The sequence below is a fragment of the Rhizobium sp. NXC14 genome (genome assembly GCF_002117485.1).
GTDB lineage: Bacteria > Pseudomonadota > Alphaproteobacteria > Rhizobiales > Rhizobiaceae > Rhizobium.
The window spans coordinates 432,686-458,991 of sequence record NZ_CP021030.1 but is presented as its reverse complement, the minus strand read 5'-3'; the positions used below and the strand labels follow the sequence as shown (position 1 = coordinate 458,991).

Here is a 26,306-nt window from a genome sequence, read left to right as displayed (position 1 = left end):
CCTGTTGATCCGTTCGTTGCTTAGCCGGTGGGCGACGGCACATCGTCCGTCTAAAACGGCCGGGGATCAAGCCCCGGCCGGTGCGCTTTCAATCAAGCGGGGCTCAGCCCCAGCACTTGTCCGTGCCTTCTTTGGTGTCGATCGACTTGAGGCCGGGAACCGGCTTGTCGGTGACGAGCGAGACGCCGGTATCGAAGAAGGACTTGCCTTCGGTCGGCTTCGGCTTTTCACCCGAGTCGGCGAACTTCTTGATCGCCTCGATGCCGAGCGACGCCATCAGCAGCGGATATTGCTGCGAGGTGGCGCCGATGACGCCTTCCTTGACCGACTTGACGCCCGGGCAGCCGCCGTCGACCGAGACGATCAGCACGTTCTTTTCCATGCCGACGGCCTTCAGCGCCTGATAGGCGCCGACAGCGGCCGGCTCGTTGATCGTGTGGATGACGTTGATGCTCGGATCCTTCTGCAGAAGGTTTTCCATGGCCTTGCGGCCGCCTTCTTCATTGCCGTTCGTCACGTCATGGCCGACAATGCGCTTGTCGTCTTCGTCGCCGATCTTGTCCGGGTTCTTCGGGTCGATGCCGAAGCCCATCATGAAGCCCTGGTCGCGCAGAACGTCGACCGTCGGCTGCGACGGCGTCAGGTCGAGGAAACCGACCTTGGCGTCCTTGGCCTTGTCGCCGAGCGTTTCCTTGGCCCACTGACCGATCAGTTTGCCGGCGAGCAGGTTGTCGGTGGCGAAGGTGGCGTCGGCTGCATCGGCTGGCTCGAGCGGCGTGTCGAGCGCGATCACCAGCAGGCCGGCGTCGCGGGCCTTCTTGACAGCCGGCACGATGCCCTTGGTATCGGAGGCCGTCAGCAGAATACCCTTTGCGCCGTCGGCGATGCAGCTTTCGATCGCTGCGACCTGGCTTTCGCTGTCACCGTCGATCTTGCCGGCATAGGACTTCAGCGAGACGCCGAGTTCCTTGGCCTTGGCCGTCGCACCTTCCTTCATCTTGACGAAGAAGGGGTTGGTGTCGGTCTTGGTGATGAGGCAGGCGGAAACGTCAGCCGCCATCGCCGGAGCAGAAAAAGCGACACCGAGCGCGAGCGCGCCAAAAGCGAGAACTGATTTCTTCATGAACTCCTCCCAGAGTTTGCCGGCGCCGCCCCTGCGGGCCGGAATTTTCAAAATATGACACTTCGCTCAGTTGCTGTCGCTCCAAAGCCGTCGGTGTCCTTGACGATGGCAATTAAGAGCGAAAGAAATCCCCTTGTCAATAAATAAATCCAATTGAATTATTAATTCGATGTGGCATGCTCGATGGAATTAGGGTGTCCAGCGCCGTGTCTCCGGCGCGCAGGGGAACGCCCTACCGCTTTGAGCCGCTGCAGGTTTCTGAAATCGTCTCTGATGGGGAAAATGCAGGAGGCGAACGCTCGGGAGGAGCGGCCATGTCGTCTTTGGAAGGACCGGAACACACGCCGGTCCCGCCGCCAATTCTAAATCCGGCCGGCGGTGCGAACCAGGTCAGGGTGCGAGCCTATAACGAGCGGCTCGTGCTGTCGCTGGTGCGCCTCTACGGTGCGTTGTCGAAGGCCGATATCGCGCGCCGCAGCGGGCTTTCGGCCCAGACCGTCTCGGTCATCATGCGGGTGCTGGAAAAGGAAGGGCTGCTGTCGCGCGGCGCGCCTGTGCGCGGCCGGGTCGGCCAGCCATCGATCCCGATGCATCTCAATCCCGACGCCGTCTATTCCTTCGGCCTGAAGATCGGCCGGCGCAGCGCCGATCTGGTGCTGATGGATTTCGTCGGCCGCATCCGGATGCAGCTGCACCGGACCTATGCCTATCCGCTGCCGCATGAAATCCTTGCCTTCGTCACCTCGGGCATCCGCGAGATCGAAGACAAGCTCGACGAAAGGCAGCGCGGCCGCGTCGCCGGCCTCGGCATCGCCGCGCCTTTCGAACTCTGGAACTGGGCCGATGAGGTGGGAGCGCCGCCGGGCGCCATGGAGGTCTGGCGGGATGTCGACCTGCAGTCCGACATCGCCGCGCGCGTCTCCCATCCCGTTTTCCTGCAGAACGATGCGACCAGCGCCTGCGGCGCCGAACTCGTCTTCGGCGTCGGCCCCTCCTATCCTGATTTCGTCTATTTCTTCATCGGTTCCTTCATCGGCGGCGGCATCGTCCTGAATTCGTCGATCTTTTCCGGCCGTACCGGCACGGCGGGCGCCATCGGGCCGCTGCCCGTGCGCGACCGGAACGGCGAGACCAAGCAGCTGCTCGAAATCGCCTCGATCTTCGTCTTGGAAAATATGCTGCGCGAGCGCGGCATCGATCCCGAACCGCTGTGGTATTCCGCCGACGACTGGGTGGATTTCGGCGAGCCGATGGAGGCGTGGATCCAGGACAGCGCCAAGGCGCTCGCCCAGGCGATCGTCGCCGCCGCCTCGATCGTCGATTTCAGCGCGGCCGTCATCGACGGCGGCTTTCCCCATTGGGTGCGCAGCCGCATCGTGCAGGCGACGATCGACGAAGCCGCCAAGCTCGACCTGCAGGGCGTTGTCATGCCCGAAATCATCGAGGGCGCGGTCGGCGCGCAGGCACGCGCCATCGGCGGCGCCAGCCTACCGATCTTTGCGCGCTATCTCACCGACCAGAACGTACTCTTCAAGGAGGTAGACCATGCTGAAGGGACTTGATCCGCTCTTGAGCCCGGAATTGCTCGCAACACTCCGGGCCATGGGCCATGGCGACGAAATCGCCATCGTCGACGGCAATTATCCCGGCGTCGAAGATGCGCGCCGGCTGATCAGGCTCGACGGCCACCATCTCATCCCGGTGCTCAACGCCGTGCTCAGCGTGATGCCGATCGACGATTTCGTGCCGGAAGCAATCTTCCGCTCGACCGTCAAGGCCGAGCGCGACAAGCTCGATCCGGTGCATGAGGAGATGATCGACTGCTGCGCCCGCCACGAGCCGCATCGCCAGGTGGTGCCGCTGGTCGGGCAGGATTTCTACGGCCGGGTGCGGGCCGCCCATGCGCTGATTCAGACCAGCGAGCCCAGGCTCTATGCCAATATCATCCTGCGCAAGGGCGTGATCTATCCGAAGGAGGCGGGTGCGCAGCCGGGCGACGTCGATCCGTTCGTCTACTAAAGGGTCGGTGCGTTCCGGTTACCCGTCGATTTCGACTTCGGCTTCGCAGTTCACCGGCGCATTCAAGGGGATGGCCATACCGATGGACGAGCGGGCATGGGCGCCGACATCAGGCCCGTACAGCGCCAGGATCAGATCGGAATAACCGTTGGTGACCAGCGGCGTCTCATTGAAGCCCGGCGCAACGTTCACCATGGCGAAGACCCGCAGCCATGCCGTGACCCGATCGAGGTCTCCGACGGCCCGCTTGAGGCTGGCGAGATGGGCAAGCGCAACGAGCCGCGCCGACGCGTAACCCTCCTCCGGCGAAACCTCGCCACCCACCTTGCCAAGGGGATTTGCCAGTGTTCCATCGCGGTTGCAGGCGACGTGACCGGAAATATAAGCACGGTTGCCGCGCAGGCGAACCCAGGCGAAGGGCAAGCGCAGCCCCTCGCGAACCCTCAAAGGCTCGGGCAATTCCAGACCCATTTCGGCCAGACGTTGTTCGATGATAGCCATAATGCACCTCCCGGTGTGGTTGGAGCATGCCGCGCAAAAAGCCTGCGCTGGTGTTGCGCCCCGGAGTCGTTGCACGGTTCCGGGCGACATGCATCAGGGTACGATCGCGTCGAGCTCCGGCATGAGAACGACGCTCTCATTGGCTGCGGGGTCGTTGCGAGCGCCGAGGAATTCGGCATCCTCGCTGCTGCGGTTGACGGCGACATGCGGAACGCCGGCCGGGATGAACAGGTAATCGCCGGGGCGAACCGTTTCGCACCGTTCTAGCGCTGCTCCCGACCAGATCTCGATCTCCCGACCGGCGATCATCAAAAGCGCCGTCTCGTGTCCCTCATGGCGGTGGGCGCCGGTTCGCCGCCCCGCGGGCAGCGAAATCGTCCCGAGCCACAGCATGGTTGATCCGGCGCTTTCGGCCGAGACACCGGAGCGATAGACCGATCCCTGCCTGGCGACATGGCTGCCGCCGGCGCGGACGACGCTCGCAAGGAATGGTTCGAATTTCTTCGGTTGCGTTGCCTGGTTCGTCATCGCTCTCACCATTTTTACCGCTGCAATGGAACCACTCTGCGCGCCGAGCCGGCGCAAGTCCTGAAGCGGGGCCGAAAAATTCCGAAAAACTGCGAAATCGGCGTATTATTGCGGCCATGAAGACGCAGCCCCTTGCATTCGGCCACCTCAGGTTCATTGCCGAGAACGGATGTCTGCTCCGCGACAACAGGCCTGTCGCCATCGGCGCCCGCGGCGCTTCGCTGCTCGCGGCACTGCTTTCGGCACAGGGAGGTGTGGTCTCGAAATCCGCCCTGATGGACGCCGTTTGGCCGGGATTGGCCGTCGAGGAAAGCAATCTTTCCGTTCAGATTGCCGCCCTTCGCAAGCTGCTCGGACCCGCATCGGACGGCAGCGAATGGATCGTCACGGTCCCACGGGTCGGCTACAGATTTTCCGGTGAGGTGGAGAGCCGCACCGACGAAGCCGATAGCGGCCGGCATGCCGAGAGCAGCCCGATCCCGGGGATTGCCGTGCTGCCGTTCGAAAATCTCGGCGGCGATGCCGAAAGACAATATCTCGCCGACGGGGTCGCCGACGACCTGATCATGGCGCTTGCCCGGTTCAGATGGTTCCGCGTCGCTTCACGGGGGGCGAGTTTCAGCAGGAGGAATGACTCGAAGGATCCGCAGGCTATCGCGCGCGACCTCGGCGTCGATTTCCTGGTCGATGGGGCCATCCGCCAGAGCGGCAATCGGATCCGGATATCGGTGCACCTCGCCGAGACCGCGAAAGGCGCCACGATCTGGTCCGAACATTACGATCTTCAGCTGGCCGAACTCTTTGCGGTGCAGGACGCCATCGCCGAGCGGATTGCAGCGGCGATCGAACCCGAGCTGCTGCTGCGCCATGGGCTTCCGGTTGCGCCCCACACCGGCAACATCACGGCCTGGGATCTGGTGCGGCAAGGCACGTTTTATTTTCACAAGGTTACGCAGCCCACCCACCTTCTCGCACGCCGTTTCTTCCGCGACGCGGCGGGGCTCGACCCGATGCTTCCAGAAGCGCAGATCTGGCGGGCGCGGGTGAATGCCGGCCTGATCGCCTACGGCTGGACTGATAACCCCGCGGAAGATGCCAAAGAAGGATTGGATGCGGCGCTAAGGGCCATCTATCTCGACGCGCGAAATCCATACTCGCACTATGCGCTGGCGATCGTCTCTGCTTACACGGCTCGCCCCGAGCAGGCGATCCTGGCGGCGGAACGGGCGATCGAACTCGGTTCGAGCTTCGCCCTGGGGCATCTCGTCCTCGGCATGGCCCGACTGTTTTGCGGCGATGCGGCCGGCGCACTGAAGCCCCTGGCGCACGGCCTCGAACTCAACCCGCACGATCCGCAGAACGGCGTCTGGTTCAGCCTGCTGATGCTCGCACGGTTCCGGCGACGTCGAAGGCGCGCTCGAGACCGGGCGCACGGCGCTGAAGGCACGGCCCGACTGGCCGGCGCTGCTGCGCATTCAGGCGTGCTGCCACCGGGCTGCGGGCGATCACCAGCGGGCGCACCGCTTTGCCGCCGCGGCAAGCGATCTTCCCGAACCAGCCGGCGATGCACTCGGTCCGTTCAGAGATGGCAACAGGGAATGGGCAGTCCGCCTGAACGAGCTGCTGCGCGAGGCGGAGCTTTGAAACCGGTTGACCCGCCCAAAGCAAAATGACGGAGATGGTTTGTCGAGCGAGGCTCGAAACTCAACCCTGCACGTCGGCAAGGAGAGAGCAATGGACGATGTGAAAATTCTCCAACACATCTACGAGCGCTTCAACGAACGCGACATAGACGCAGTGCTGGCAGCGCTTGCTGAAGATGTCGTCTGGGCCAACGGCATGGATGGCGGCCACGTCCATGGGCGCGAGGCAGTGCGGGAATATTGGACGCGTCAGTGGTCGATGATCGATCCCCACGTCCAGCCGGTCGGTTTTCACCGGACAGCGGACGGCGCAATCATTGCCGAGGTCCGGCAGTCGGTCCGTGACCTGCAAGGCCAACCGCTCGAAGGAGAGAAGACGATCGGGCACGTGTTCCGTTTTCGGGACGGCAAGGTGGTCCGCTTCGACATTCGGGATGCCGCCTGAATTCGGCGAGCCGGGTCACCTCCACTTCCCGGCGGCCTTTGAGAGTCAAGATGTAGCACGTCGATCTCGGCGTCGAGCGCACTGAGCTGAATCCAATTTGCGACGAAGATATCCGTTGCGCGCAGCGAAACGCCCAAACCTTCGCCGCGGAAACGCACCATTAATCTTCGAAGATCAAATTGAAATTCGGATTTACGAATGCTCGCAGTCTGGCCAGTGATCGAATTGCCGATGCCCTTGGCTCCACCCTATGAGTCGTGGCAGTCTTCGGCGCCGTCGATGCCGGCATTCGGCGACAGGTCGTCGATCGGAATAAGGTCGGGGACGATGCGGTCTTCCGAGCTGGCCATGATGGCTCTTCACACACCAGGAGCCTGTTCTTATGCCTCGCGTCCGACCCACCAGACCGCAGATGGAGATCCTGGCCTGGCTCTCGTGCTTCCTGCTTCTCTTCTGCCTGTCCTGGCGCTTCCAATGGCATGAGGGGCTGGATGAGTTCATCGAAAAGCATCATGACTTTCCACTGGACCACGCGCTGCTTGCCCTCAATATGTCCGGCTTTCTCGGGCTGATCTACTCGGTGCTGAGAATCCGGGATCTCTCGATAGAGGTTGACCGCAGGCTGCAGGCCGAAAACAACGTGGACTGGATTGCCTGTCACGACACGCTAACCGAACTGCCTAACCGCAGATTTCTGGAATCCGTCTGCGCGAAGTCGATGATCGATCAACGGGCGCAGGAAAGCTATGCCGTGTTCAGCATCGATCTCGACGGCTTCAAGAAGATCAACGACCTCCTCGGGCACGATCACGGCGATGCGGTGTTGAAGGCCGTCGCTCAGCGGCTTTCTTCCCTCTTTCCGCGTGATCACATTTTCCGCCTTGGCGGCGACGAGTTCGTCGTTCTGGCGCGGCGCACCGGAAATGCCGATCTCGTCGCTTTGGGAAACCGCATCGTGAGCGCGATCAGCAAGCCCTTCACATTCAATGGCGTCGCCGTCGATCTTGGCGCCAGTGTCGGCCTCGCGCTCCACCCTGAAAACGGCGACGATCTAAGCCAGGTCATTCGCCATTCGGACTGTGCGATGTATGTGGCGAAAAAGCAGGGGCGCAATCTGGTGAAGTCCTTTGTCCCTTCGATGCAGGAGGAGCTGGCGAAGCGGATCCGGGTGGAAGCGGATCTGCGAGCCGCCATCAAGAATGCTGAGATCGTCCCGTATTACCAACCTCTCGTCGACCTGAAGACGAAGGAGATTATCGGTTTCGAAGCACTGGCGCGCTGGAAGACGGCATCCGGCGAATTCATCCCGCCGAACGAGTTCATCCCCGTGGCGGAAGAGGCCGGTCTGATCGTCGACCTGACGGACCAACTGCTGCGCCACGCCTGTGGCGATGCGCTTTCCTGGCCAAATCATCTGGTCCTGTCGTTCAACCTGTCTCCGATCCAGCTGAGCGACCGATTGCTGGGCCTCAGGATTCTGAAGATATTGGGCGATGTCGGTCTGCCCGCGCATAGGATCGAGCTGGAGGTGACGGAGAGCGCCATTATCCAGGATGCCGCCACCGCCCGGATCGTCCTAGACGATCTGGTGAACGCCGGCGTCCGGATTGCTCTCGACGACTTCGGTACGGGCTATTCCAGCCTCTCACAGCTCTCCAACTACCGGTTCGACAAGATCAAGATCGACCGGAGTTTCGTCGCTTCGTTCGAAACCAACGACAAGCAGGACAAGGTGATCAAGGCTATTATCGCGCTCGGCGCGGGCCTCGGCGTGACGATAACGGCAGAAGGCATCGAAGAGGAAAGCCAACTTCAACGGCTCCAGGATCTCGGCTGCGACATCGGCCAAGGCTACCTGCTTGGCAGGCCGGCACCGGCCGAGAGCCTTGCCGCAGACCAGATCAGCGCCAGGATAGCCCAACGTCGCTGATGGGCGGCAAAGAGGGTTCTCTTCCGGTGGCAAGTTGAGACAAGAAGTTCTCGCTTGCCAACGGCTCCTTCGGGACATCGGTGATGGAGGGTGGCATGCGGCTCCGCCAGACCCGCTCCGTATCGCTGGTACGGGCTAGACCCTGGCGCAAACCGTTTGGAGCCACCGCACATTCGGCACCGCTCGAACGGTCAAATCTCCCCTGCCGACGGCCCCCAGACGTCCGTCAGGGCGAAGCCGCCGGGATGGGGGTCGAAGGGATCGAGCGCGACCTGGGTGAGGCCGAAGGTGAAGCCGCGGCCGGTGATGGTGGGGATGACCGCCGGGCGGCCGGCGACTTCGGTAACTGCCTGCAGGCCGACTTCGAATTCCGAGCCGATGATCGACTTCGAGGTGAAGGTGTCACCGACCTTGGCCTTGCCGCGGGCATGAAGGGTGGCGAGATTGGCGGAATTGCCGGTGCCGCAGGGCGAGCGGTCGGCGCGGCCCGGCCACATGGTGGTGCAGGTGCGAACCGTGCCATCGGCCTCGGTGTGGCGGAACATCACATAGGCGACGCCCGAGATTGCCGGAATTTCGGGGTGGACGACCTTGATGTCGCGATTGATCAGCTCTTTCAGGATCATGCCGGCCTGAACGAGGCCGGCGGCATTGGCCTTCTCGATCGTAAGATTGATCTGGCCGACATCGACGAGGGCATAGAAGATGCCGCCATAGCAAAGATCGGCTTTGATCTTTCCCCAATGCGGCGTGTCAATTTCGACGTCGAGCTCATGCACGAAGGAGGGCACCATGGTGAGCTTCACCTTCTCGCAGCGCCCGTCATGGCAGGTCGCCGTCGCCTTGACGAGGCCGGCGGCGGTCTCCAGCGTCACGATCGTCTCAGGCTCCTTCATCTCGACGATGCCGGATTCGAGAAGCGCCGTCGTCACGCAGATCGAATTCGAACCGGAGCTAGCATGTGCCTGATCGGGCTGCAGGATGATGAAGGCGGCGGCGGCGTCGGGGTGCCTTGCCGGCAGCAGCAGGTTGACCGAGCCGATCGGGGCACCGCGCGGCTCCAGGCAGAGAAAGCGGCGGAGCTCGTCGCCTTTCGGATCGGTGTTCAGCCAGTGCAGCTGCGCAGCGATGGTTTCGCCGGGAATCTTCGGAACGCCGCCGATCGCGACGCGGCCGATCTCGCCCTCGGCATGAACGTCCAGCAGCTGTATCGTGCGCTTCCATCTCATCTCGAAACTCCAGTTCGGACGTCACGGCTGACGCCGCCGACGCGGTTTCAACTTTTGTTTTAACGCAATTCCCGGCAAAATCGCGTCGCGCTTTGCCTGGGGAAACCGCTTCACACTTTTCCTGGAATTGCTCTCAATCAGTATCGGTCTATGCGGAACGGGGTTATATCGACCGACGGTTTTGCTCGGCTCACCATATCGCCGATCAACCGCGCTGTCGTTGCGGCATATGTCAAGCCGAGATGGCCATGACCGGTCGCATAGAAAACCCCCGGCATTTTCGAGGACGGCGAAATGATGGGGATCGTATCGGGCAAGGCCGGGCGATGGCCCATCCACTCCGTCGCCTCCTCGACCTTCAGACCCGGCAGCGCCCGCTGGGCGTGCCGCACCAGCACGCGCGGACGGCGGAAATCGGGCGCGGCGTCGAGGCCGGCGAGTTCGACATTGCCGCCGACGCGGATGCCGCCGGCCGTCGGGGTCACCATGAAGGCGCGATGAGGCCAGATCACTGAATAGCGCATTGAAATGCCCGGTTTCATGATCTGCGTGTGATAGCCGCGCTCGGTCTCGAGCGGAATCGGTTCGCCGAGTTTTGCGGCGAGGAAACGGGTGTGGACGCCGGCGGCGAGCACCACGAAAGCGGCCTCGATCCGACGTCCGTCATCGAGGACGACGACGACCGTGCCATCGCCCTTGCGCTCGATGTTGCTCACAGCGCCGGGGGCGAAGGCTGCGCCCGCGGCGATGGCTGCGTCAGTCAGCCTGACGACCAGCCTATAGGGATCGCGGACCGACTTGTTGTCGGGGAGCAGCACGGCCTTGGCGATGACAGGCGAAAGGGCCGGCTCATGATATTGGATGGCGCCATTGCTCAAGACCTCGAATTCGAGGCCGTAGCGCTGCATCATGGCAAGATGGCCACGGTCAGCGGCAAATTCCGCCTCGGTCTCGTAAATGGCGAGACAGCCCTCCTCCGTCATCAGCTCGGACGCGCCGATCGCCTGCAGCATCTCCCTGAAATCGCCGAGCGCCCGCAGCGACAGGCTCATGCCGGCATCCTCGATTTCCCGGAGCCGCGAAGGCCGGCCGGCCGCGAGGAAGCGCAGGAACCAGGGCAGCATCCGCGCGGCATAGGACGGCCGCAGCCAGACCGGGCCTTCGGGATCGAGCAGCCAGCCGGGAATCTTCTTCCAGGTCGACGGGCCGGAGCCGGCGGCGAAATCGAGCGCGATGCTCGCCATATTGCCGAAAGAGGTGCCGCGCCCGGGCTCACCCTTATCGATCAGCGTGACCTGAAATCCGCGCCGCTGCAAATCGAAAGCGATCGAGGCGCCGATCACGCCCGCGCCCGCGACGACCACCTTCTTCTTCGTCTCATCCGTCATGCGATCAACCCACCTGCACGGCAGACAGCATTGCCGTTCGCCAACCTGATATATCAGATCGGCGGTGCTGCCTAGAGCGGTTCAGCTTTTCACGGAAAACGCGGAACCGCTCTAAGCTTTTGGATTTACGCAATTCCGAAACGCAAAACCGCCGTGCACTTTTTGCTGGAATTGCTCCGCGGAATTTTTACGGGCTTTCGGGCAGGCCGGCGCCGACGCTGTCGCCGACCGAACCGACGGTGTTGTCCATCGACTGGCCGAGCCGCTTCAGTTGCGCATCGTAGTTGCGCCGGGTGCGCGGATCGAAGATCGCGATCGGCGTGCTGACGGCGACGCTGACCGCACTTCCGGCGGTCTGGGCCGCCCCCATCGCCACTGCGCCGACCGCCTCGCCGAGGCCGACATTGGAATCGGTGATCGTCTGGCCGGCAATCAGGCGGTCGCCGATCAGCTTCACCACCTCGGGGCTTTCGGCGAATTTGCCGTGGTTCAGCCTGTCGCCGCCCTTGAGCTTGGTGAGGTCGAGCACGGTGATGCCGGCCGCCTCCAGCTTGCTGCGATAGGGCTCGGCGGAAGGATCGATCTGGCCGAGGCGATCGACATTGCCGGAGATGCGCCGCGACAGCGCCAGCGCACGATCATCCCTGGAGACGAAGATGGTGAAATGCGGCTTGTCCTTGCCGAGGCTCATGAACTGACGGCCGAAGACGTCGACATCGAGATCCGGCGAGGCAAGGATGACATTGTTGATCTTCGACGCGACCTTACCGTTGCGGATCGCCATCTGCCGGAGCGCTTCGACCGTCAGCCAGGTGCCCATCGAGTGAGCCATGACGGTGACGTCGCCAACGGCCGGATTGGCGGCGGTACGGGTCAGCAACTCCTCCAGCGCATCGCGGGAATAGTTGGTGCTTTCCTTGTCGTAATTGTAATCGAAGATGCTGGCGCGCGACGGCCAGGTGAAGACGACGGGGGCGACGTCGGCACGCGAATCGTGGACAATCTGCGCGAAACGATAGACCGCGTCTTCGTAACGGTTGTTGAAGCCGTGCACGAAGACGAGCACGCGGCGGCTCTTCGGCATATGGCTCTTCAACCAGCTCTCGCCTGCCCGCTCGCCCTCGAGCGGATCGACGGAAACGGTGACGAAGTCACGGAGCGGATCGGCCGGCAGCCGCTTCGGCCATTGCACCTGGCCGACCTTGCGATTGGCTTCCGGCGGGATCGAGACATCGACAGCGTTGACGGCAAGCCCGGTGCCGCGTTCGCCGGAGAAAAGCACGGCCGGATTGTCGTCGGCAGCGCGCGTCGTCGCCACCAGGAGATCGACTTTCGACGTGCCCGGCGGCACGGTGCCGGCCGCCTGCATCACCCCGACCGGCCTGCCACCGCAGCCGGCGAGCACCATCGTTGCAATCAGAAGCCCTGCCAGAGCCGCACGCGAGCCGCGCCATTTGCCGATCATGACCAAACTCCAACCGGTTCACGCGCCGGACGGACGGCACATGTTCAAATAGTCCGGCGAAGCCTGTCGAGTCAAACCGCACGCGGAAAGCAGGCCCGTCCGAAATGGTATTGGGGAAAAAGAAAAGAGCCTGGCGCGGGAGGAGGTGCGCCAGGCTCTTGATCCTGACCGACAACTGGGAGGAGGAGTGCTGTCGGTCCGATGTAAGAGCGCTTGGGAGGAGGAGTGCGCTGCTTACGAAGATAGTGATACCCCATTCATTTGATCGGGAATAGCGAAATTACCGCAATGCAGCAATGCATTGGGCGCAATGCTTGCCCAGAAAATGACAGGCGGACGCCTCATTTTGCAGCATGTTTGACCGGCTGGTCAAACTTTTGACTAAAGATCCGTCAGCGGCGGCAGCCCCTCATCCGGCTGCCGCCACATTCTCCCCGCAGGCAAAGGGAATAGGCCGCAACCTCTCCGTCCGTCGCCAACCTCTTGCAGGGCACGTCCCCTCGCCCCGTTTACGGGGTCCGCAGGACGGGCCGAGACCAGTGGCTCGACCCAGGTAAGGGTTAGGGTGAGGGGCGGCCATGCGGCGCAAACGCACCCGCCGCCGCAAGCTTGCATTGCCCCTCAAGCGGCCTTGAAGACCTTCCGGCCCTCGGCGTCCAGCGCCGCGAACTCCTCATCCGACAGCGTGATCTCCACCGCCGCGACGTTTTCTTCCAGGTGCTTGACCTTTGACGTGCCGGGGATCGGCAGCATCACCGGGCTGCGCTTCAGCACCCAGGCGAGTGCGATCTGGCTGGGGGCGGCATTGTGCTTCCTGGCGATCGTATCAAGCAGCGAGCCTGATTGGGCGAGATCGCCGGCGGCGAGCGGATACCAAGGGATGAAGCCCATATTGTGCTTGGTGCAATAATCGAGCACGTCTTCGCTGGTGCGATCGACAAGGTTGTAGCGGTTCTGGACGGTGGCGACCTTGAAGTGCTTCGAGGCCGCCTCGATCTCGGCGACGGAGACTTCGCTCAGACCCGCATGGCGGATCAGGCCGGCATCGAGTAGCGATCTGATCGCGTCGAACTGCTCCTTGGCCGGCACCTTCGGATCGATGCGATGAAGCTGCCACAGGTCGATCTGCTCGACGCCGAGATTGCGCAGGCTCTTATGCGCCTGCTGGATGAGATATTCCGGGCGGCCGACGGGCAGCCAGATGTCGGGACCGTGGCGGGTCAGGCCGCCCTTGGTGGCGATGACGGATCCGGCGCCATAGGGATGCAGCGCCTCCTTGATCAGCCATTCGGAGACATCAGGGCCGTAGGAATCGGCCGTATCGATGAAATTGACGCCAAGCTCCGGCAGGCGCTTCAGCGTCCGGATGGACTCGGCGTGGTCGTCGGGCTCACCCCAGATTCCTTTGCCGGTAACGCGCATGGCGCCGAAACCGAGACGATTGACCTCGATCTCGCCGCCGATCCTGAAGGTGCCTGACTTGGCTGCGTTGTGACTGGACATGATCTTTCCTCTCTTGGTCAATAAAATCGTTCAATGTCGTTGAGTTGGCCGAAGCCGCTCGTTTCACCGGCGCGGGGATGCCGGGTTGGCGAGGATGGATTCGGTTCTGAATGCCTGCGGTGTCTGGTGATGCCCGGCATGGTGATGACCCGGCCGCCGCGGCGATATCGGACATGCGGCCGCTGCGACGCTTGCAGATATAGGACGGGTCCGCGGGGATAAGAGGGAGAGGCCGAAACATCGTCCCTCGACCGGCTGCAGCATGCGGGGATATATCGGCCGGGCTGCGTCGAAGCCTGTCGCTTCCGCTCAGCCGGTGCCGCGTTCAGCCGGCCGATTCGCCGGAAAACGCGGCGACTTCGATGTCCGCCTCACGGTATCTCAGGCGCTCGCGCGAGAGTTCCAATGGCTTGCGGCGTGAGATCCGGTAGACGGACGCAGGCGGCAGGTTGCGAACCGTGCCGCCGATGCGCACCGCCTTCAGGCCGAGGCGGTCGAGGATCGGCCGCGGCACCGGACAGCGCGGACCATAGGTAAATTGATAGACCGCCCCGCCCGGGCGCATATAGGTGAAGACGCCGGCAAGGATCGAGGCGATCTTGCGCGGCGACATGGACAGAAGCGGCAGGCCGCTAATGACGGCGCCGACCGGTTCGCCCTCGAAAATATCGGCCTGGGCAAGGTGGGCTGCGTCCATTTGCAATATCCGCGCCGCCGGGAACCGCGTCTGCAGCGCATCGATGAATTCCGGGCCGTATTCGATCAGCGTCAGATCCGCCTCGCTGATGCCGCGGGCGAGCAACGCCCGGGTGAAGACGCCCGTGCCCGGGCCGAGCTCGATGATCGGACCGTCGAGCTCCGCAATTTCGCTGGTCATGATCCTGGCCAATGAATCCCCCGATGGCGCGATGGCGGCCACCCGAAGCGGATTACTGATCCAGGAGCGGAAAAAATGCAGGAAATCCGAGCATGCAGCCTTTGCGGTCATGACTGTCCCACCTGTCTGAAATTCAATTGATTATGAATGTGACCATCGCGGCCAGCATGGCAATTCCAAGGCAGTGACGTCAATCGCCCTTGTGAGCCGGCATTTCCCACCTCTTTTCCTACCGGCGTCCGGCATTTTTGCATCTGCGGCGGCTTTGACATAGCGAGCGCCGTCGTCTGTGGTGAAAAAGGGCGGCCGGGAAGCCGCCCCTCACCGCGGCGGCCTGGTCGCCACCGCCCAAAGCGCCCGGTTAATAGTTGCAGCCGGAGCTGCTCGTCGGGTTGAAGCCGAGCTTGCAATCCATGTTCAGCGGCTTCTTCGGGTTCATCATGTAGGGCGAGGCCATGCCCTTCGGGCTGCCTTCACCAATCGAACCAGTCGTGCTCCTGTCGTGCTGCACGCGGGTCTCATCCTGGACAACCTGCTGCTTGGCCGGGCCCTGCTGCGTCGCGCTCGACTGGAGAGGAGCCGCTTGCGCCGCCACGCAGGAAAGGCCGAGCATCGCACCGAGGGCTGCGGCCGCCAGGCCGCTCTTGAACGTCGTGATCATTGTCATCTCCTTGGGAGGATCAGCTGAATTTGCGCCGAGGAGGTAGGAAGCGGATCTGTCACAATCTACCGCAACGCAATAGAGGTCACGAACATGTGAGCGGCGCCCGAAACAGGAAAAAGGCGGCTCGCGCTGCCGCTTTCATTTGCCGGCTCAATAGCCGTTATCGCAGGGCATGCTGCCGGGACCGATCGATCCTGAGAACGTAGGGTTGCACATCGTCGGAGCCGCCGGTCTGTTCACCGGCTGGCGGATGATGGAGCCGGTAGCGCCGGCCTCGACACCGAAAGCGGCAAGCGGATACCAGTAGCCATCGGAGTGACGGCGGGTGCCGGGGCGCTCCGTTCGGAAGCCGCGATAGCCATGCCAAAGACCGGGATGCGACTTATGTTGCACGGTTTTTACGTACGAAATATCGGGCGGCCGCACCGTTTGAACGGGAGCGGCTTCAGCTTGGCCGATCGGCGCGAGGACGAGAGGCACGCTGAGCGCGACGGCGGAACGGACAAGATTGCACATCTTCATGATAAACCCTCCTTCGTGGATTTATCCCCGGAAAATGCCTGTCCGAAGTGCGCAGTTCCGCGCGCACGCACAGTTTCCAAAACTCGTGATTGCAGGCGATCCCGCGTGAGTTTTTCGCGAGAAAACGTGAAAGTCGCGACAGCAAGAATGGCGCGAGGGGCGCTGGCTAAGAATGCGAATTCTCTGTTCTCAATTCGCGTACAAAGCCCTGTAACCCTGGGCGGACAGGCAGGCGACATATTGGCGATGGGCAGCGGCGCGCGCCGTCGTTTCCTCTTCCAGCGCATCGGCCTCAGCATAGCCGGTCAGTTGGGCGCGCAGATGATACTGCTTCTTCGCCTCGTGATACATCGCATTGCCGTCGGTCACGCAGATGCCTTGGGCGACGGCAGGCGGATTGACCGGCACGCCGATGGGCAAAAGCACCGGCGCGTTCGCATGATCGACGCAGCCGGCAAGGGCGGCCATCGTCGCGAGAACCGCCAGAGCCCGAAAAATTCCCACCGTCATGCGTTCCTCCGAGATCATCAGGCATGCGGATACATCAGGAAGGTTGCGCGAAGCTAGGCATGCGGGAAAACCAATGCCGCTTCCGACCGAGGACGGTCATCACGCGCCATGCCGGGAACCCCCACCAAAATCTATATAGCACTTCGGAATCCCGAAATAGGCTGCGGCATTGAAATCATTGCGTTTCCACTCAGCCGAAAAGCTCACGAAGCGCGGCGAATTTCGGAATCCCGAAGCGGGCGGATTTCGGGATCCCGAAGCGAGGTTTTTTTCTTCCGGCCGAGGCGACCGCGTTTTTCGGCAGCGATCTTGCGGTCGGTCTCGGACCATTTCCGACCTCTTTCCGCCGTGCACCGCTTCCACTCGTCGGTCGGCGGCGCGCCCTCATGGTCGCCGACAAAGGTGAGCGTGAACAGGTTGGGATGCGCGACCCCGCTTCCCGCCCGACCGCGGCGGACCTTAACCAGCCCCTTATATTCCAGTTCGTCGAGCGCATCGGCCACATATTCACCGGTAACGCCGTAGGAGACGAACTGGGGATGCGTCACGACAAGCCTGCCATTTTGCAACCCGGCATGCGAGACGTGCTCGATGACGATGCGGAAGAAGGCGCGGCAGGCATTCGCACTCAAGGTGGTAAAGGCCGCCGATTCCAGGAGCTGGATCGTCAACCATTGCCACCGCAGGCTGCCGTCATCGCTGGCGCTCGGCGGCGCGGTGTGCTTGCGCACCAGCGCTCGCGTCTTGCCGGAACTGGTGCGGCTCTTGTCACGAGAGTTGAATTCCGCCATCAGCCCCTCGCCTCAGCTCCGAGCACGTCCTTCAGGCGACCAACAGAAGAACTCGTTTTTTCCCGCATGCAGAGGGAAACACTGGGCCAAGCGCCCACAGCGCCAATCACTACAAAATTCTTTGACATTCAACATTCCATGGTTGCAACGGCGAGCAATCTAGCGTAAGAACGTTTCGGGAACTAGGAAAATAATCTTAGGAATTTGGTGTTAGACCTGATCCCCGTCATGGAGACAGGCAGTTGCTGGGCGTGGAGGACAGGATGCGAATGATCTGCATGAGGGAAAAGAGCATGGTGGGTTACAGCAAGCGATTGCTGGCATTGATTTCGCTCTCGCTGGGAAGCGCCGTCCAAGCTTTCCCCTGTGATCAACCGATCACCATATCGAATTGGTCGTTCTGTGCGACCGGCAATGTGAGCGCTGAGGGCGGCGCCGCTGATTGGAAAGTCGTTCCTGCATGGACTCGCGAGAAAGCCATAAGCGCGTATTTCGGAAACGATCCGCGGCTTCTGGCAAACCACGGGCTTTGCAATGCCAAATTCCATCGCGTCGTCCTCTGCCAGCCGGGATGGCAAACGGGCAACCCGGATGAGTGCTCATATCTGGTTTGCAGCGGCTTTTACTCCGCCGTGTTCGGGAAGAAAGAAAGGGAAGACTATGAGAGAGAGCATCCGAACGCTCAATAGCTTTTGCCTTGCTGCTTTGCGGCAAAGACGGCAGCGGCCGACGAGAAGCGGCGGCCGGAAATAAATATGCCGGCCTTTCAGTAAAGCAGCTCACCGCTTCAGAAAACGTCTCGTTCAGACGGCATCTCGACACGCCGGAACAATTGCCCTAGGCGAGCAGGTGACTGAGAAGACGCAGCGGAGATCCTGCATTATGCAAACCCTATGGAAGAAGCCGGTGACGCTTGCGCTTGAGGGGCCGGATCAATGGGTCGTCATCCAGACGACCCAAGCAGCCACATGGGCGCTGATTGAAGACTGGCCGACCGAAGAGGGGCCTGCGCTCGACAGAGCGTGTGCGGTTTGCGCCGATGTCATATCCGGGAAACGGAGCCGGGAAGAGGCGCGGCAGGCGTTCGTCGAGGCGGCGATCGAAGCCGGGATCGCCATCAAGGAATGAGGCGACGTGCCCCGTTCCAGCGCACCGTCGTCAAATATTCCGGCGGCCAACCGTCCCGCCGCTTCGAGTGCATTCCCGGAAAAACCGCCGAAGCGCCCGCGCGACAAATGGCCAATGTCCACTAGCTGCAGCGCGCCAATGAACTGTGACGGGATCAGGCCAGCAGAGCAATTCCTCGGCTTGGCCGGGTCGTGAAAAGCTCGCAGGTGCGATAGGCTGGAAATGATTTAGGCCTGCCTGAGGCGGGAAACGCCTTTGATATTCGGAACCGATTTTCCAAAACAGGAGGTATCAAATGAAGTGAAAGAATGGCGCACCCGAAGAGATTCGAACTCCTGACCCCCAGATTCGTAGTCTGGTGCTCTATCCAGCTGAGCTACGGGTGCGTGGCAGAAGCGGCGGCGCCGCTTGCGTGGGCGATCCTCTAAAGGGTCCTTTCGGACATTGCAAGAGCATTTCTGAAAAAATCGCGCGTTTGTCTGCAACGGCCGCGCTCCGGCGAAATGCCGTCACTTCTCACCCTGGGTCCGATTGCGGTAATCGTCCAGCGAAACCGGGCGATCGGGAATCTCGATGCGGAACTGAGTGCCGACCGTCGGCTTTTCCACCAGCGCGATCGTGCCGCCATGGGCGAGCACCAGTTCGCGGGCGATGGTCAGGCCGAGGCCGGTGCCGCCGGAGCGGGCCGAGCCGCGGAAGGCGGCAAACAGGTTCTGGCGCGCCTTCAGCGGCATGCCGGGTCCGGTATCGTCCACCGTGATGCTGACGACGCTGCCGACGCGCTGGGCGGAGACGGTGATGCGCCGGACGGTCCCAGGGCCACCCTCGCCCGGCGAAGTCAGCGCCTGCAGGGCGTTGCGGCAGAGATTGTGAATGACCCGGAACAGTTGCTCGCCGTCGGCATCGACCTCGAGATCGGCAGCGAACTGTTCGACAAACTCGATGCCGCTTTGCGGATCGATCGCCAGCATATCCTTGACGTCCTGTGTCAGTCCCAGCAGCCGAACATGGCGGCGGCGCGGCGCCGATTCGCTCGCCTTGCCGTAGGACAGCACCTCCGTCGTATAACCGACCGCACGGTCGATGGTGCGCAGCAGCTTCGGCGCGAAGCTCTTGACCATCGGATCATCGACATCGACGAGCCGGTCCGACATCAGCTGCGCGGAAGCCAGGATATTGCGCATATCGTGATTGATCTTTGAAACGGCGAGGCCAAGAGCGGCAAGGTTCTTCTGCTGCTTCAGCGTCTTCTGCAGCTCCATCTGCATCGAAGTGAGATTGCGGCCGGCCACCGCCAGCTCGTCCCGGCCGCCGTCGCCGATATAGATATGGGCCGGATTCTCGGGATCGGAGGAGAATTGCTGCATGCTGCCGGTCAGCCGGCGAATCGGGCCGATCAGAATGCGGTTGATCGCAAAGAAGATCAGCGTCGCGGTGAAAAGCGAGATCAGCACCGACAGCAGCAGCACGTTGCGGGAATAGGCGAACATCGCCGTGCGCAGCGGCCGATCCTTCATGACAACCTCGACGCCGATCTTGTTTTCACCAACCGGGCCATAGACGCGGATCATCCTGCTGCCGCCGAAAACCAGGGTATCGAGCGCGTCGCGGATCGCCGTCAGCGGCGGCACGTCGGTGAGGTCGTAGGATTCGTCGACGGAGGTCGGCATGTCAGTCGTTGCCAGCAGCCGCGAAGTGCCTTCCTTGCGCAGTACGATCGCCTTGGTGCCGGTCGCCTCCAGCGTTTCCTTCTGCAGAGCGCGCGGCAGCTCGATCGGCTGCAGCCCGTCGATGACGATGGCGGCGGCGGCGGCCGTGTTCAGCCTGTCCTGCAGCCAGCGCATCCGCATGCTGGCGACAGAGGGAAAGAAAATCAGGATCTCGGCGAGCATGATGAAGACGACGGTGAGCCAGAGCAGCTTGCCCGAAAGCCCGCCGAAGAAGCCGGACGGGCACCGCCCCTTGGCAGCCTCGGTGGCTGCTGGGGGTTCTGCCGAAGGATTGTCGCCCTGGTTTCGCACCGGCATTCTTGTCTCGCCCGATCGGCAGCGCTTTGGCCACCCTTACCGTTGGAGCTTTATATTAGACCAATAGGTTCCGCTTTCAAATCTTTGCGAGCAGCGTCACGTCGCCACAAAGAAATGCTGCCGGAGGCGGCGTCGTGATTCGTTAGGTTGGCGCAATTGCTCTCTGGTTGGCGTGACGGGGCGGCCCCTCATCCGCCTGCCGGCACCTTTTCCCCGTAAACGGGGCGAAGGGACATGCCGCACCGGCCTCCTCCATCTCAACGTCGCGCCTGGCACGTCCCCTCGCCCCGATTTACGGGGCGAGGGTTAGGATGAGGGGCAGCTACTGGGCGTTGGAAGAGTCTCAGAACTCTTCCCAGCTCTGCTCGGCTGCAGCCGCACTGCCGCCGAAGGCGCGGGCGACTTTGGCGATCGCGCGGCGGGCGGGTGAGGCGACCGGCTGCCTGTGCGGCTCGTTGCGCACAAGCGCCACGGGCTCCACCGCATCCGAAAGCTTGAAGCGGGCAATGAGGTGCACCAGCCCGTTGGCTTCGGCTGAAAGCCGGTGCGTGGCGGCAGAGGTTTCTTCCACCATTGCAGCATTCTGCTGGGTCACCTGATCCATCTGGTTGACGGCGGTGTTGACCTCCTTGAGGCCGGTCGACTGTTCGACCGCGGCTGTCGCGATCGAATGGATATGGTCGTTGATCGCTATGATGCGGGTGCCGATCTCGGACAGCGCCTCGCCGGTCGCCTGGACGAGTTTGACGCCGACCTGCACCTCATCGCCCGATTTGGTGATCAGTGCCTTGATGTCCTTGGCGGCGGTCGCCGAACGCTGGGCGAGTTCACGCACTTCCTGCGCGACCACCGCGAAGCCCTTGCCGGCCTCGCCGGCGCGGGCCGCCTCGACCCCGGCGTTCAGCGCCAGGAGGTTGGTCTGGAAGGCGATCTCATCGATAACGTTGATAATCTGGCTGATTTCGCGCGAGGCCTGCTCGATGCGGCCCATGGCCTCGACGGCGTTGCGGACGACGACGCCGGAGCGGCCGGCATTTTCTTTGGCTTCTGAGACCATGACGGTCGCTTCATGCGCCCGCTCGGTGGAGTTCTGGACGACGGCTGTGATCTCGTCGAGCGCCGCGGAGGTCTGTTCGAGGGCCGCCGCCTGCTGCTCAGTGCGCTTCGACAGGTCGTCGCTGGCATTGCGCAGCTCGGATGTGTTGCCGTTCATCGCTTCGGTCGTCTCGCGCACTTCGCGCATCGTCGCCTGCAGCGTTACGAAGCTGTTGTTGACGTTCTGCTGCAGCTCGGCGAAGGCGCCCTGGAAATTGCCGTTCATCGTCTGGGTCAGATCGCCTTCGGCAAGGCTTGCGATGACGCGGCGGGTCTCGCCGATCCCGGCATCGACGCTCGACAGCAGCATGTTGATATTGCCGGCGAACCGGTTGAGGTTCTCGTCCTGATAGTCCTTGTCGATGCGATGGCTGAAATCGCCGGCCGCAGCCGCGGCCACGACGACCGACATGCTCGACTGCAGATCGTCGCTCTTGGCGCGCATCGCCGCCTCCTGAGCGTTCAGGCGCTTGACGGCAAGGCCGTTCTCCTTGAAGACCGCGACAGCGGCGGCCATCTCGCCGATTTCGTCCTTGCGGCCGGCAAAGGGAACCTCGGCGTCGAAATTGCCGTTGGCGACCTCCTTGATCGCGTGGGTGACACGCTTGATCGGGCGGCTCAGATGGCTGGTGCCGATATAAAAGCCCATGCCGATGCCGACCGCGATGCCGATGCCGGTAATGCTGAGCACGAGCATCAGGACCCAGGAGCGGAAACTTTCGATATCGGCGTTGACGGCGTCGAGAGCTGCCTTGTCGGTAGCGACGACCGCGTCGATTTCAGCCTGGAAGGCCTTGCGATTGGCGCGATTGGCCTCGTTGTTGCCCTGCTGGCTGGCGGCCTCGGGCCCGACTTCGGTGCCGAGGCGGGCCGTTTCCGTGCGGAAGGTGCGGAATTCGGCGGCGCGAGAGACGAGCTTGGCGAAGTTGGCCTTCTCGCTTTCGGGAACGAGCGGCGCCCAGCCGGCGATGACCTTGTCGATCTCATCGAGAGCGGCCGTGATGCCCTTGGCGAAGTTCGGCGTATCCTGGATCGTCTTCGCCGCATAGATGCCGCGCGACTCCATGACGACAGCGGTGACGAAACGGTTGAGGCGCTCGCCGGCATAGGCGCGGGCGGCGGCCTGCTCGTAAGCAGTGAGGTTGCGGCTGTATTCGCGCATGGCGGACAATGCCGTTGCGCCGATCAGAAGGGCGACGGCGCCCATTACGCAAACCAGCAGATTAATCTTGCCGCGGATCTTCAATGCAATGCCTCCTAGCTCCCATCACTGCCTGGAAAGCTAGTTCCCGGCTGATGGTGCGAATATCCGCGAAATTCCTTAAAGTTACATTTCTAATGTTTACGATTATGGCCCCTGAATATTAGCCATACTGGCGTCCGCCCCAGGCGCAAGTCGCTGAAAAGCATGACTTTCCGTCGCGGCGGCGACCAAGCACAACCTTCTGGAGTAAAACAAACTTATTAACACTTACATGCGAAAACCACGCGCAGGCCAGCATTAGCGGTGAAATGATCAGTTATAATTGACTTTGGCAGGCTTCATCCGTATAAGCCGCCGCACGTCCGGTCACCTAAGGCCTTCATGGCTCGCCCGTTCGAAAAACAACGCTCCTTGCATCATGCAAATTCAAGAAGGGCCGCACTCCGCGGTGTTTAAATAAATGAAGCGTACTTACCAACCATCCAAGCTTGTTCGCAAGCGTCGCCACGGCTTCCGTGCGCGCATGTCCACGAAGGGTGGCCGCAAGGTCATCGCTGCCCGCCGCGCGCAGGGCCGCAAGCGTCTCTCGGCTTAAGGCCGGGTTGCCCGATAAGAGATGGCGGGCGAATTGACGACCAGTGAGAAAAAACACGCTGTCGGGCGGCTGAAGAGCCGCCCGCAGTTTCTTGCCGTGCGCGAGGGCGAAAAACGCCGGGGAGGACTCTTCCTTCTCGAAGTGCTCGACCGGAAGGAACCCGACAGCCAGGCGCGTGTCGGTTTTACAGTCACCAAAAAACATGGCAATGCCGTAGAGCGAAACCGCATGCGCCGCCGCCTGAAAGAGGCGGTGCGGCTTCATGCGGGGTTTGCAATGAAGCCCGGACACGACTATGTGGTTGTCGCGCGCAGGGACGTGCTCGACGCGTCCTTCCAGGAATTGGCCGCGGAATTGAAATCCCGCGTGGAAACCAGGCCGAAACACCGGCGCCCCGGAGACGGACGCCCCAGGAACCTATGATGGAAAACAACCGCAATTATTTCATTGCGATCGCTCTCTCGGTGCTGATCGTCCTCGGCTGGCAGTTTCTCTATATGAATCCGCGCATCGAGGCCCAGCGCAAGACGCAGGAAGCCCAGAAGGCGCAACAGCAGACCGAGCAGACGCAGCAGCCGGCTGCTGCCGGCGGAGGACCGGCACAAACGACCGGCGCGGCCCCGACCGGCCAGGCAGCCGCGACGGCGACGCGCGAGCAGGCGCTCGAAAAGACCCCGCGCATCGTCATCGACACCCCTGCCCTTTCCGGCTCGATCAACCTTGCCGGCGCCCGGCTAGACGACCTGAAGCTCAAGGGCTATCACGAGACCGTCGACGACTCGAGCCCGACCATCACGCTGTTCAGCCCGGCCGAAACCAAGGATGGTTACTTCACCGAGCTCGGCTATATCGGCAGCGACGCAACGGGTGCGGTCCCCGGTCCCTCGACGCTGTGGACGGCGCCTGAAGGCGCCAAGCTCACCGAGAAGACACCGGTGACGCTCTCCTATACCAATGACAAGGGCCTGACCTTCACTCGCACGATTTCCGTCGACGAGCGCTACATGTTCACCGTCGCCGACAAGGTTCAGAATTCGAGCCAGGCTCCTGCCTCGCTTTCCTCCTACGGCCGCGTGACGCGTTACAACAAGCCGACGACCCCCTCCGTCTACGTGCTGCACGAAGGGTTTATCGGCGTCATCGGCGACGACGGCCTGATCGAAAGCAAATATAGCGCGGTGGAGAAGGAAGCCGTGGCCCCGGCGAAATCCACCGGCGGCTGGCTCGGCATTACCGACAAATACTGGGCGGCGACGATCGTACCGCCGCAGACGTCAGCCTATGAGGCACACTTCTCGTATTTTTCCGACGGTCAGCCGCGCTATCAGGCCGACTATAAGGACGATGCCTTCACCGTTGCGCCGGGCCAGTCGGTCGAGCTCAAGAACCTCGTCTTTGCCGGCGCCAAGGAAGTGCCCGTCATCGACGGCTACGAGGCCTCCTATTCGATCCCGAAGTTCGACCGGCTCATCGACTGGGGCTGGTTCTATTTCATCACCAAGCCGATGTTCAAGCTGATGGACTTCTTCTATCGCTTCTTCGGCAATTTCGGCGTGGCGATCCTCTGCACCACGATCGTCGTCAAGGCGCTGTTCTTTCCGCTCGCCAGCAAGCAGTACGCCTCCATGGCGAACATGAAGCGCATGCAGCCGAAGATGGAGGAGCTGAAGGCGAAATTCGGCGATGACCGCATGGCGCTGCAGCAGGCGACGATGCAGCTCTACAAGGACGAGAAGATCAACCCGATCGCCGGCTGCTGGCCAGTGGCGCTGCAGATCCCGATCTTCTTCTCGCTCTACAAGGTGATCTACATCACCATCGAGATGCGGCACGCGCCGTTCTTCGGCTGGATCAAGGACCTTTCGGCGCCCGATCCGACGACGATCGTCAACCTGTTCGGCCTGCTGCCCTTCGAGGCGCCGACCTTCCTGCATCTCGGCGTCTGGCCGCTGATCATGGGCGTCACCATGTTCCTGCAGATGCGCATGAACCCGACGCCGCCCGACCCGACGCAGGCGATGATCTTCAACTGGATGCCGCTGGTGTTCATGTTCATGCTGGCGAGCTTCCCGGCAGGCCTCGTCATCTACTGGGCCTGGAACAACACGCTCTCGGTGATCCAGCAGTCGGTGATCATGAAGCGCCACGGCGTCAAGGTCGAACTCTTCGACAATCTGAAGGGCCTGTTCCGACGAAAGACGGCACCGTCGAAATGATGCTTTCAAGCCCCGCTTCGGCGGGGCTTTTCATTTCCGGCCAGCTTGTGAAGCAAGACGCTGCCCGTCTGAAAGCTTGACATCCGCCGCCAAAACCACGAAGCCGACAGAAGACTGAACCCGGAGATTGCCGAGCCCGCATGCCCGAACACGAAAAGCCACTCTTCGGCCACCCATGGATTTTTATCCGCGGCGTCCCGTCGCTCAACTTCCTGCCGCCGGAAGGACCGCCGGAAGTGGCCTTCGCCGGGCGTTCGAACGTCGGAAAATCGTCCCTCATCAATGCGCTGGTCGGTCAGAAAGGTCTGGCGCGCACCTCGAACACACCGGGGCGCACGCAGGAACTCAACTACTTCGTACCGGACGGATATTCCGGCGAAGCGGGCGACCTGCCGCCGACGGCGATCGTCGACATGCCGGGTTATGGCTATGCGCAGGCGCCGAAGGAACAGGTCGACAAGTGGACGAAGCTCGTCTTCGATTACCTGCGCGGCCGCGCGACGCTGAAGCGCGTCTACGTGCTGATCGACAGCCGCCATGGCATCAAGAAGAACGACGAGGAGGTTCTGACCCTGCTCGACAAGGCGGCCGTCTCGTACCAGGTGGTGCTGACCAAGACCGACAAGATCAAGGCGCCGGCCGTGCCGAAGCTTCTGGCCGACACGGCGGAAAAGATCCGCAAGCGCCCGGCCGCCTATCCCTACGTGCTGTCCACCTCGTCCGAAAAAGGCGACGGGCTCGATGACCTGCGCCAGGCGATCGCCGAAACCGTCGGCATTGCAGGTTGGAAATAAAAGCGGCGCTGCGCAGAGCCCCCGATGCCTCTGCCGGTACGGATAGTTTTACATCGTCGGCAACAGCACCTTATCGACGTGGACGACGCCCTCGTCTTTGTCCTTGTCC

General features: G+C 62.2%; 24 protein-coding genes, 1 tRNA gene and 1 pseudogene. 11 read left to right on the top strand and 15 right to left on the bottom strand.

The genetic code is table 11. From position 1 onward, the window contains the following. Positions 1-103: 103 nt before the first annotated feature. Positions 104-1,123 (bottom strand): sugar ABC transporter substrate-binding protein, encoded by a 1,020-nt coding sequence (locus tag NXC14_RS02280; protein WP_085776787.1) that lies wholly within the window; start codon positions 1,121-1,123, stop codon positions 104-106. 314 nt (positions 1,124-1,437) lie between these two features. Here NXC14_RS02280 and NXC14_RS02275 point away from each other — a divergent pair, with 314 nt between their 5' ends. Together NXC14_RS02275 and NXC14_RS02270 are read left to right on the top strand one after the other, a co-directional pair. Beyond that, positions 1,438-2,685 carry an ROK family transcriptional regulator gene (locus NXC14_RS02275; protein ID WP_085776786.1) on the top strand — a complete coding sequence of 416 codons (1,248 nt, stop codon included), beginning with the start codon at positions 1,438-1,440 and terminating at the stop codon, positions 2,683-2,685. Continuing rightward, positions 2,669-3,142: an RbsD/FucU domain-containing protein gene (locus NXC14_RS02270; RefSeq protein ID WP_085776785.1), complete on the top strand. Its 474-nt coding sequence runs from the start codon at positions 2,669-2,671 to the stop codon at positions 3,140-3,142. The genes NXC14_RS02275 and NXC14_RS02270 overlap by 17 nt, the downstream gene beginning before the upstream one ends. Positions 3,143-3,160: 18 nt before the next feature. Here NXC14_RS02270 and NXC14_RS02265 read toward each other — a convergent pair whose 3' ends face one another. Together NXC14_RS02265 and NXC14_RS02260 are read right to left on the bottom strand one after the other, a co-directional pair. Beyond that, a complete protein-coding gene (locus NXC14_RS02265) occupies positions 3,161-3,643 on the bottom strand; it encodes a RidA family protein (protein WP_085776784.1) in 483 nt (160 codons plus the stop codon). A 93-nt stretch (positions 3,644-3,736) separates the two neighbouring features. After that, a complete protein-coding gene (locus NXC14_RS02260) occupies positions 3,737-4,171 on the bottom strand; it encodes a cupin domain-containing protein (protein ID WP_085776783.1) in 435 nt (144 codons plus the stop codon). 116 nt (positions 4,172-4,287) lie between these two features. Between NXC14_RS02260 and NXC14_RS02255 the strand changes: the two are divergent. The 3 genes and pseudogenes from NXC14_RS02255 to NXC14_RS02245 all read left to right on the top strand — a co-directional run bounded on the left by NXC14_RS02255 (position 4,288) and on the right by NXC14_RS02245 (position 8,189). Beyond that, positions 4,288-5,815 (top strand): annotated as a pseudogene (locus NXC14_RS02255) (winged helix-turn-helix domain-containing protein). 90 nt (positions 5,816-5,905) lie between these two features. Further along, positions 5,906-6,259: a nuclear transport factor 2 family protein gene (locus NXC14_RS02250; protein ID WP_085776782.1), complete on the top strand. Its 354-nt coding sequence runs from the start codon at positions 5,906-5,908 to the stop codon at positions 6,257-6,259. A gap of 382 nt (positions 6,260-6,641) precedes the next feature. Beyond that, positions 6,642-8,189: an EAL domain-containing protein gene (locus NXC14_RS02245; protein ID WP_085776781.1), complete on the top strand. Its 1,548-nt coding sequence runs from the start codon at positions 6,642-6,644 to the stop codon at positions 8,187-8,189. Between the two features lie 191 nt (positions 8,190-8,380). Here NXC14_RS02245 and NXC14_RS02240 read toward each other — a convergent pair whose 3' ends face one another. The 9 genes from NXC14_RS02240 to NXC14_RS02200 all read right to left on the bottom strand — a co-directional run bounded on the left by NXC14_RS02240 (position 8,381) and on the right by NXC14_RS02200 (position 17,138). Continuing rightward, positions 8,381-9,418, bottom strand: coding sequence for a 4-hydroxyproline epimerase (locus tag NXC14_RS02240; RefSeq protein WP_085776780.1), 1,038 nt, complete (start codon positions 9,416-9,418; stop codon positions 8,381-8,383). A gap of 137 nt (positions 9,419-9,555) precedes the next feature. Then, positions 9,556-10,806 (bottom strand): FAD-dependent oxidoreductase, encoded by a 1,251-nt coding sequence (locus tag NXC14_RS02235; protein ID WP_085776779.1) that lies wholly within the window; start codon positions 10,804-10,806, stop codon positions 9,556-9,558. A gap of 187 nt (positions 10,807-10,993) precedes the next feature. Then, on the bottom strand, positions 10,994-12,271 hold the full coding sequence (locus NXC14_RS02230; protein ID WP_085776778.1) for an alpha/beta hydrolase: 1,278 nt from the start codon (positions 12,269-12,271) through the stop codon (positions 10,994-10,996). Between the two features lie 621 nt (positions 12,272-12,892). After that, entirely contained in the window at positions 12,893-13,774 is an 882-nt protein-coding gene (locus NXC14_RS02225) for an aldo/keto reductase (protein ID WP_085776777.1), read from the bottom strand. 325 nt (positions 13,775-14,099) lie between these two features. Continuing rightward, positions 14,100-14,762: a methyltransferase domain-containing protein gene (locus NXC14_RS02220; protein ID WP_085776776.1), complete on the bottom strand. Its 663-nt coding sequence runs from the start codon at positions 14,760-14,762 to the stop codon at positions 14,100-14,102. Positions 14,763-15,012: 250 nt separating this feature from the next. After that, the gene (locus NXC14_RS02215; RefSeq protein WP_085776775.1) at positions 15,013-15,312 is read right to left on the bottom strand and encodes a hypothetical protein; all 300 of its coding nucleotides are present in this window, start codon (positions 15,310-15,312) and stop codon (positions 15,013-15,015) included. A gap of 153 nt (positions 15,313-15,465) precedes the next feature. Then, positions 15,466-15,837, bottom strand: coding sequence for a cell surface protein (locus NXC14_RS02210; protein WP_085776774.1), 372 nt, complete (start codon positions 15,835-15,837; stop codon positions 15,466-15,468). A 189-nt stretch (positions 15,838-16,026) separates the two neighbouring features. Further along, the gene (locus tag NXC14_RS02205; RefSeq protein ID WP_085776773.1) at positions 16,027-16,347 is read right to left on the bottom strand and encodes a hypothetical protein; all 321 of its coding nucleotides are present in this window, start codon (positions 16,345-16,347) and stop codon (positions 16,027-16,029) included. A 203-nt stretch (positions 16,348-16,550) separates the two neighbouring features. After that, the gene (locus NXC14_RS02200) at positions 16,551-17,138 is read right to left on the bottom strand and encodes a hypothetical protein (protein WP_085776772.1); all 588 of its coding nucleotides are present in this window, start codon (positions 17,136-17,138) and stop codon (positions 16,551-16,553) included. A gap of 263 nt (positions 17,139-17,401) precedes the next feature. On the opposite strand from NXC14_RS02200, the gene NXC14_RS02195 reads away from it, so the two are divergent. Next, entirely contained in the window at positions 17,402-17,827 is a 426-nt protein-coding gene (locus tag NXC14_RS02195) for a hypothetical protein (protein ID WP_085779943.1), read from the top strand. A gap of 193 nt (positions 17,828-18,020) precedes the next feature. After that, positions 18,021-18,266, top strand: a complete 246-nt coding sequence (locus NXC14_RS02190) for a DUF982 domain-containing protein (protein ID WP_085776771.1) — start codon at positions 18,021-18,023, stop codon at positions 18,264-18,266. A 309-nt stretch (positions 18,267-18,575) separates the two neighbouring features. Here the strand turns inward: NXC14_RS02190 and NXC14_RS02185 are convergent. The 3 genes from NXC14_RS02185 to NXC14_RS02175 all read right to left on the bottom strand — a co-directional run bounded on the left by NXC14_RS02185 (position 18,576) and on the right by NXC14_RS02175 (position 22,634). Next, positions 18,576-18,652, bottom strand: a tRNA-Arg gene (locus NXC14_RS02185). A gap of 123 nt (positions 18,653-18,775) precedes the next feature. Then, positions 18,776-20,293: a HAMP domain-containing sensor histidine kinase gene (locus NXC14_RS02180; RefSeq protein ID WP_085776770.1), complete on the bottom strand. Its 1,518-nt coding sequence runs from the start codon at positions 20,291-20,293 to the stop codon at positions 18,776-18,778. A gap of 343 nt (positions 20,294-20,636) precedes the next feature. Further along, a complete protein-coding gene (locus NXC14_RS02175) occupies positions 20,637-22,634 on the bottom strand; it encodes a methyl-accepting chemotaxis protein (protein ID WP_085776769.1) in 1,998 nt (665 codons plus the stop codon). Positions 22,635-23,052: 418 nt separating this feature from the next. Here NXC14_RS02175 and rpmH point away from each other — a divergent pair, with 418 nt between their 5' ends. From rpmH to yihA, 4 genes are all read left to right on the top strand, one after another. Then, positions 23,053-23,187, top strand: coding sequence for a 50S ribosomal protein L34 (gene rpmH, locus NXC14_RS02170; RefSeq protein WP_008524438.1), 135 nt, complete (start codon positions 23,053-23,055; stop codon positions 23,185-23,187). Between the two features lie 21 nt (positions 23,188-23,208). Continuing rightward, positions 23,209-23,610 carry a ribonuclease P protein component gene (rnpA, locus tag NXC14_RS02165; protein WP_085776768.1) on the top strand — a complete coding sequence of 134 codons (402 nt, stop codon included), beginning with the start codon at positions 23,209-23,211 and terminating at the stop codon, positions 23,608-23,610. Beyond that, positions 23,610-25,403: a membrane protein insertase YidC gene (gene yidC, locus NXC14_RS02160; RefSeq protein ID WP_085776767.1), complete on the top strand. Its 1,794-nt coding sequence runs from the start codon at positions 23,610-23,612 to the stop codon at positions 25,401-25,403. Before rnpA ends, yidC begins: the two co-directional genes overlap by 1 nt. Before the next feature lie 140 nt (positions 25,404-25,543). Beyond that, entirely contained in the window at positions 25,544-26,197 is a 654-nt protein-coding gene (gene yihA / locus NXC14_RS02155; protein WP_085776766.1) for a ribosome biogenesis GTP-binding protein YihA/YsxC, read from the top strand. Positions 26,198-26,306: the final 109 nt, after the last annotated feature.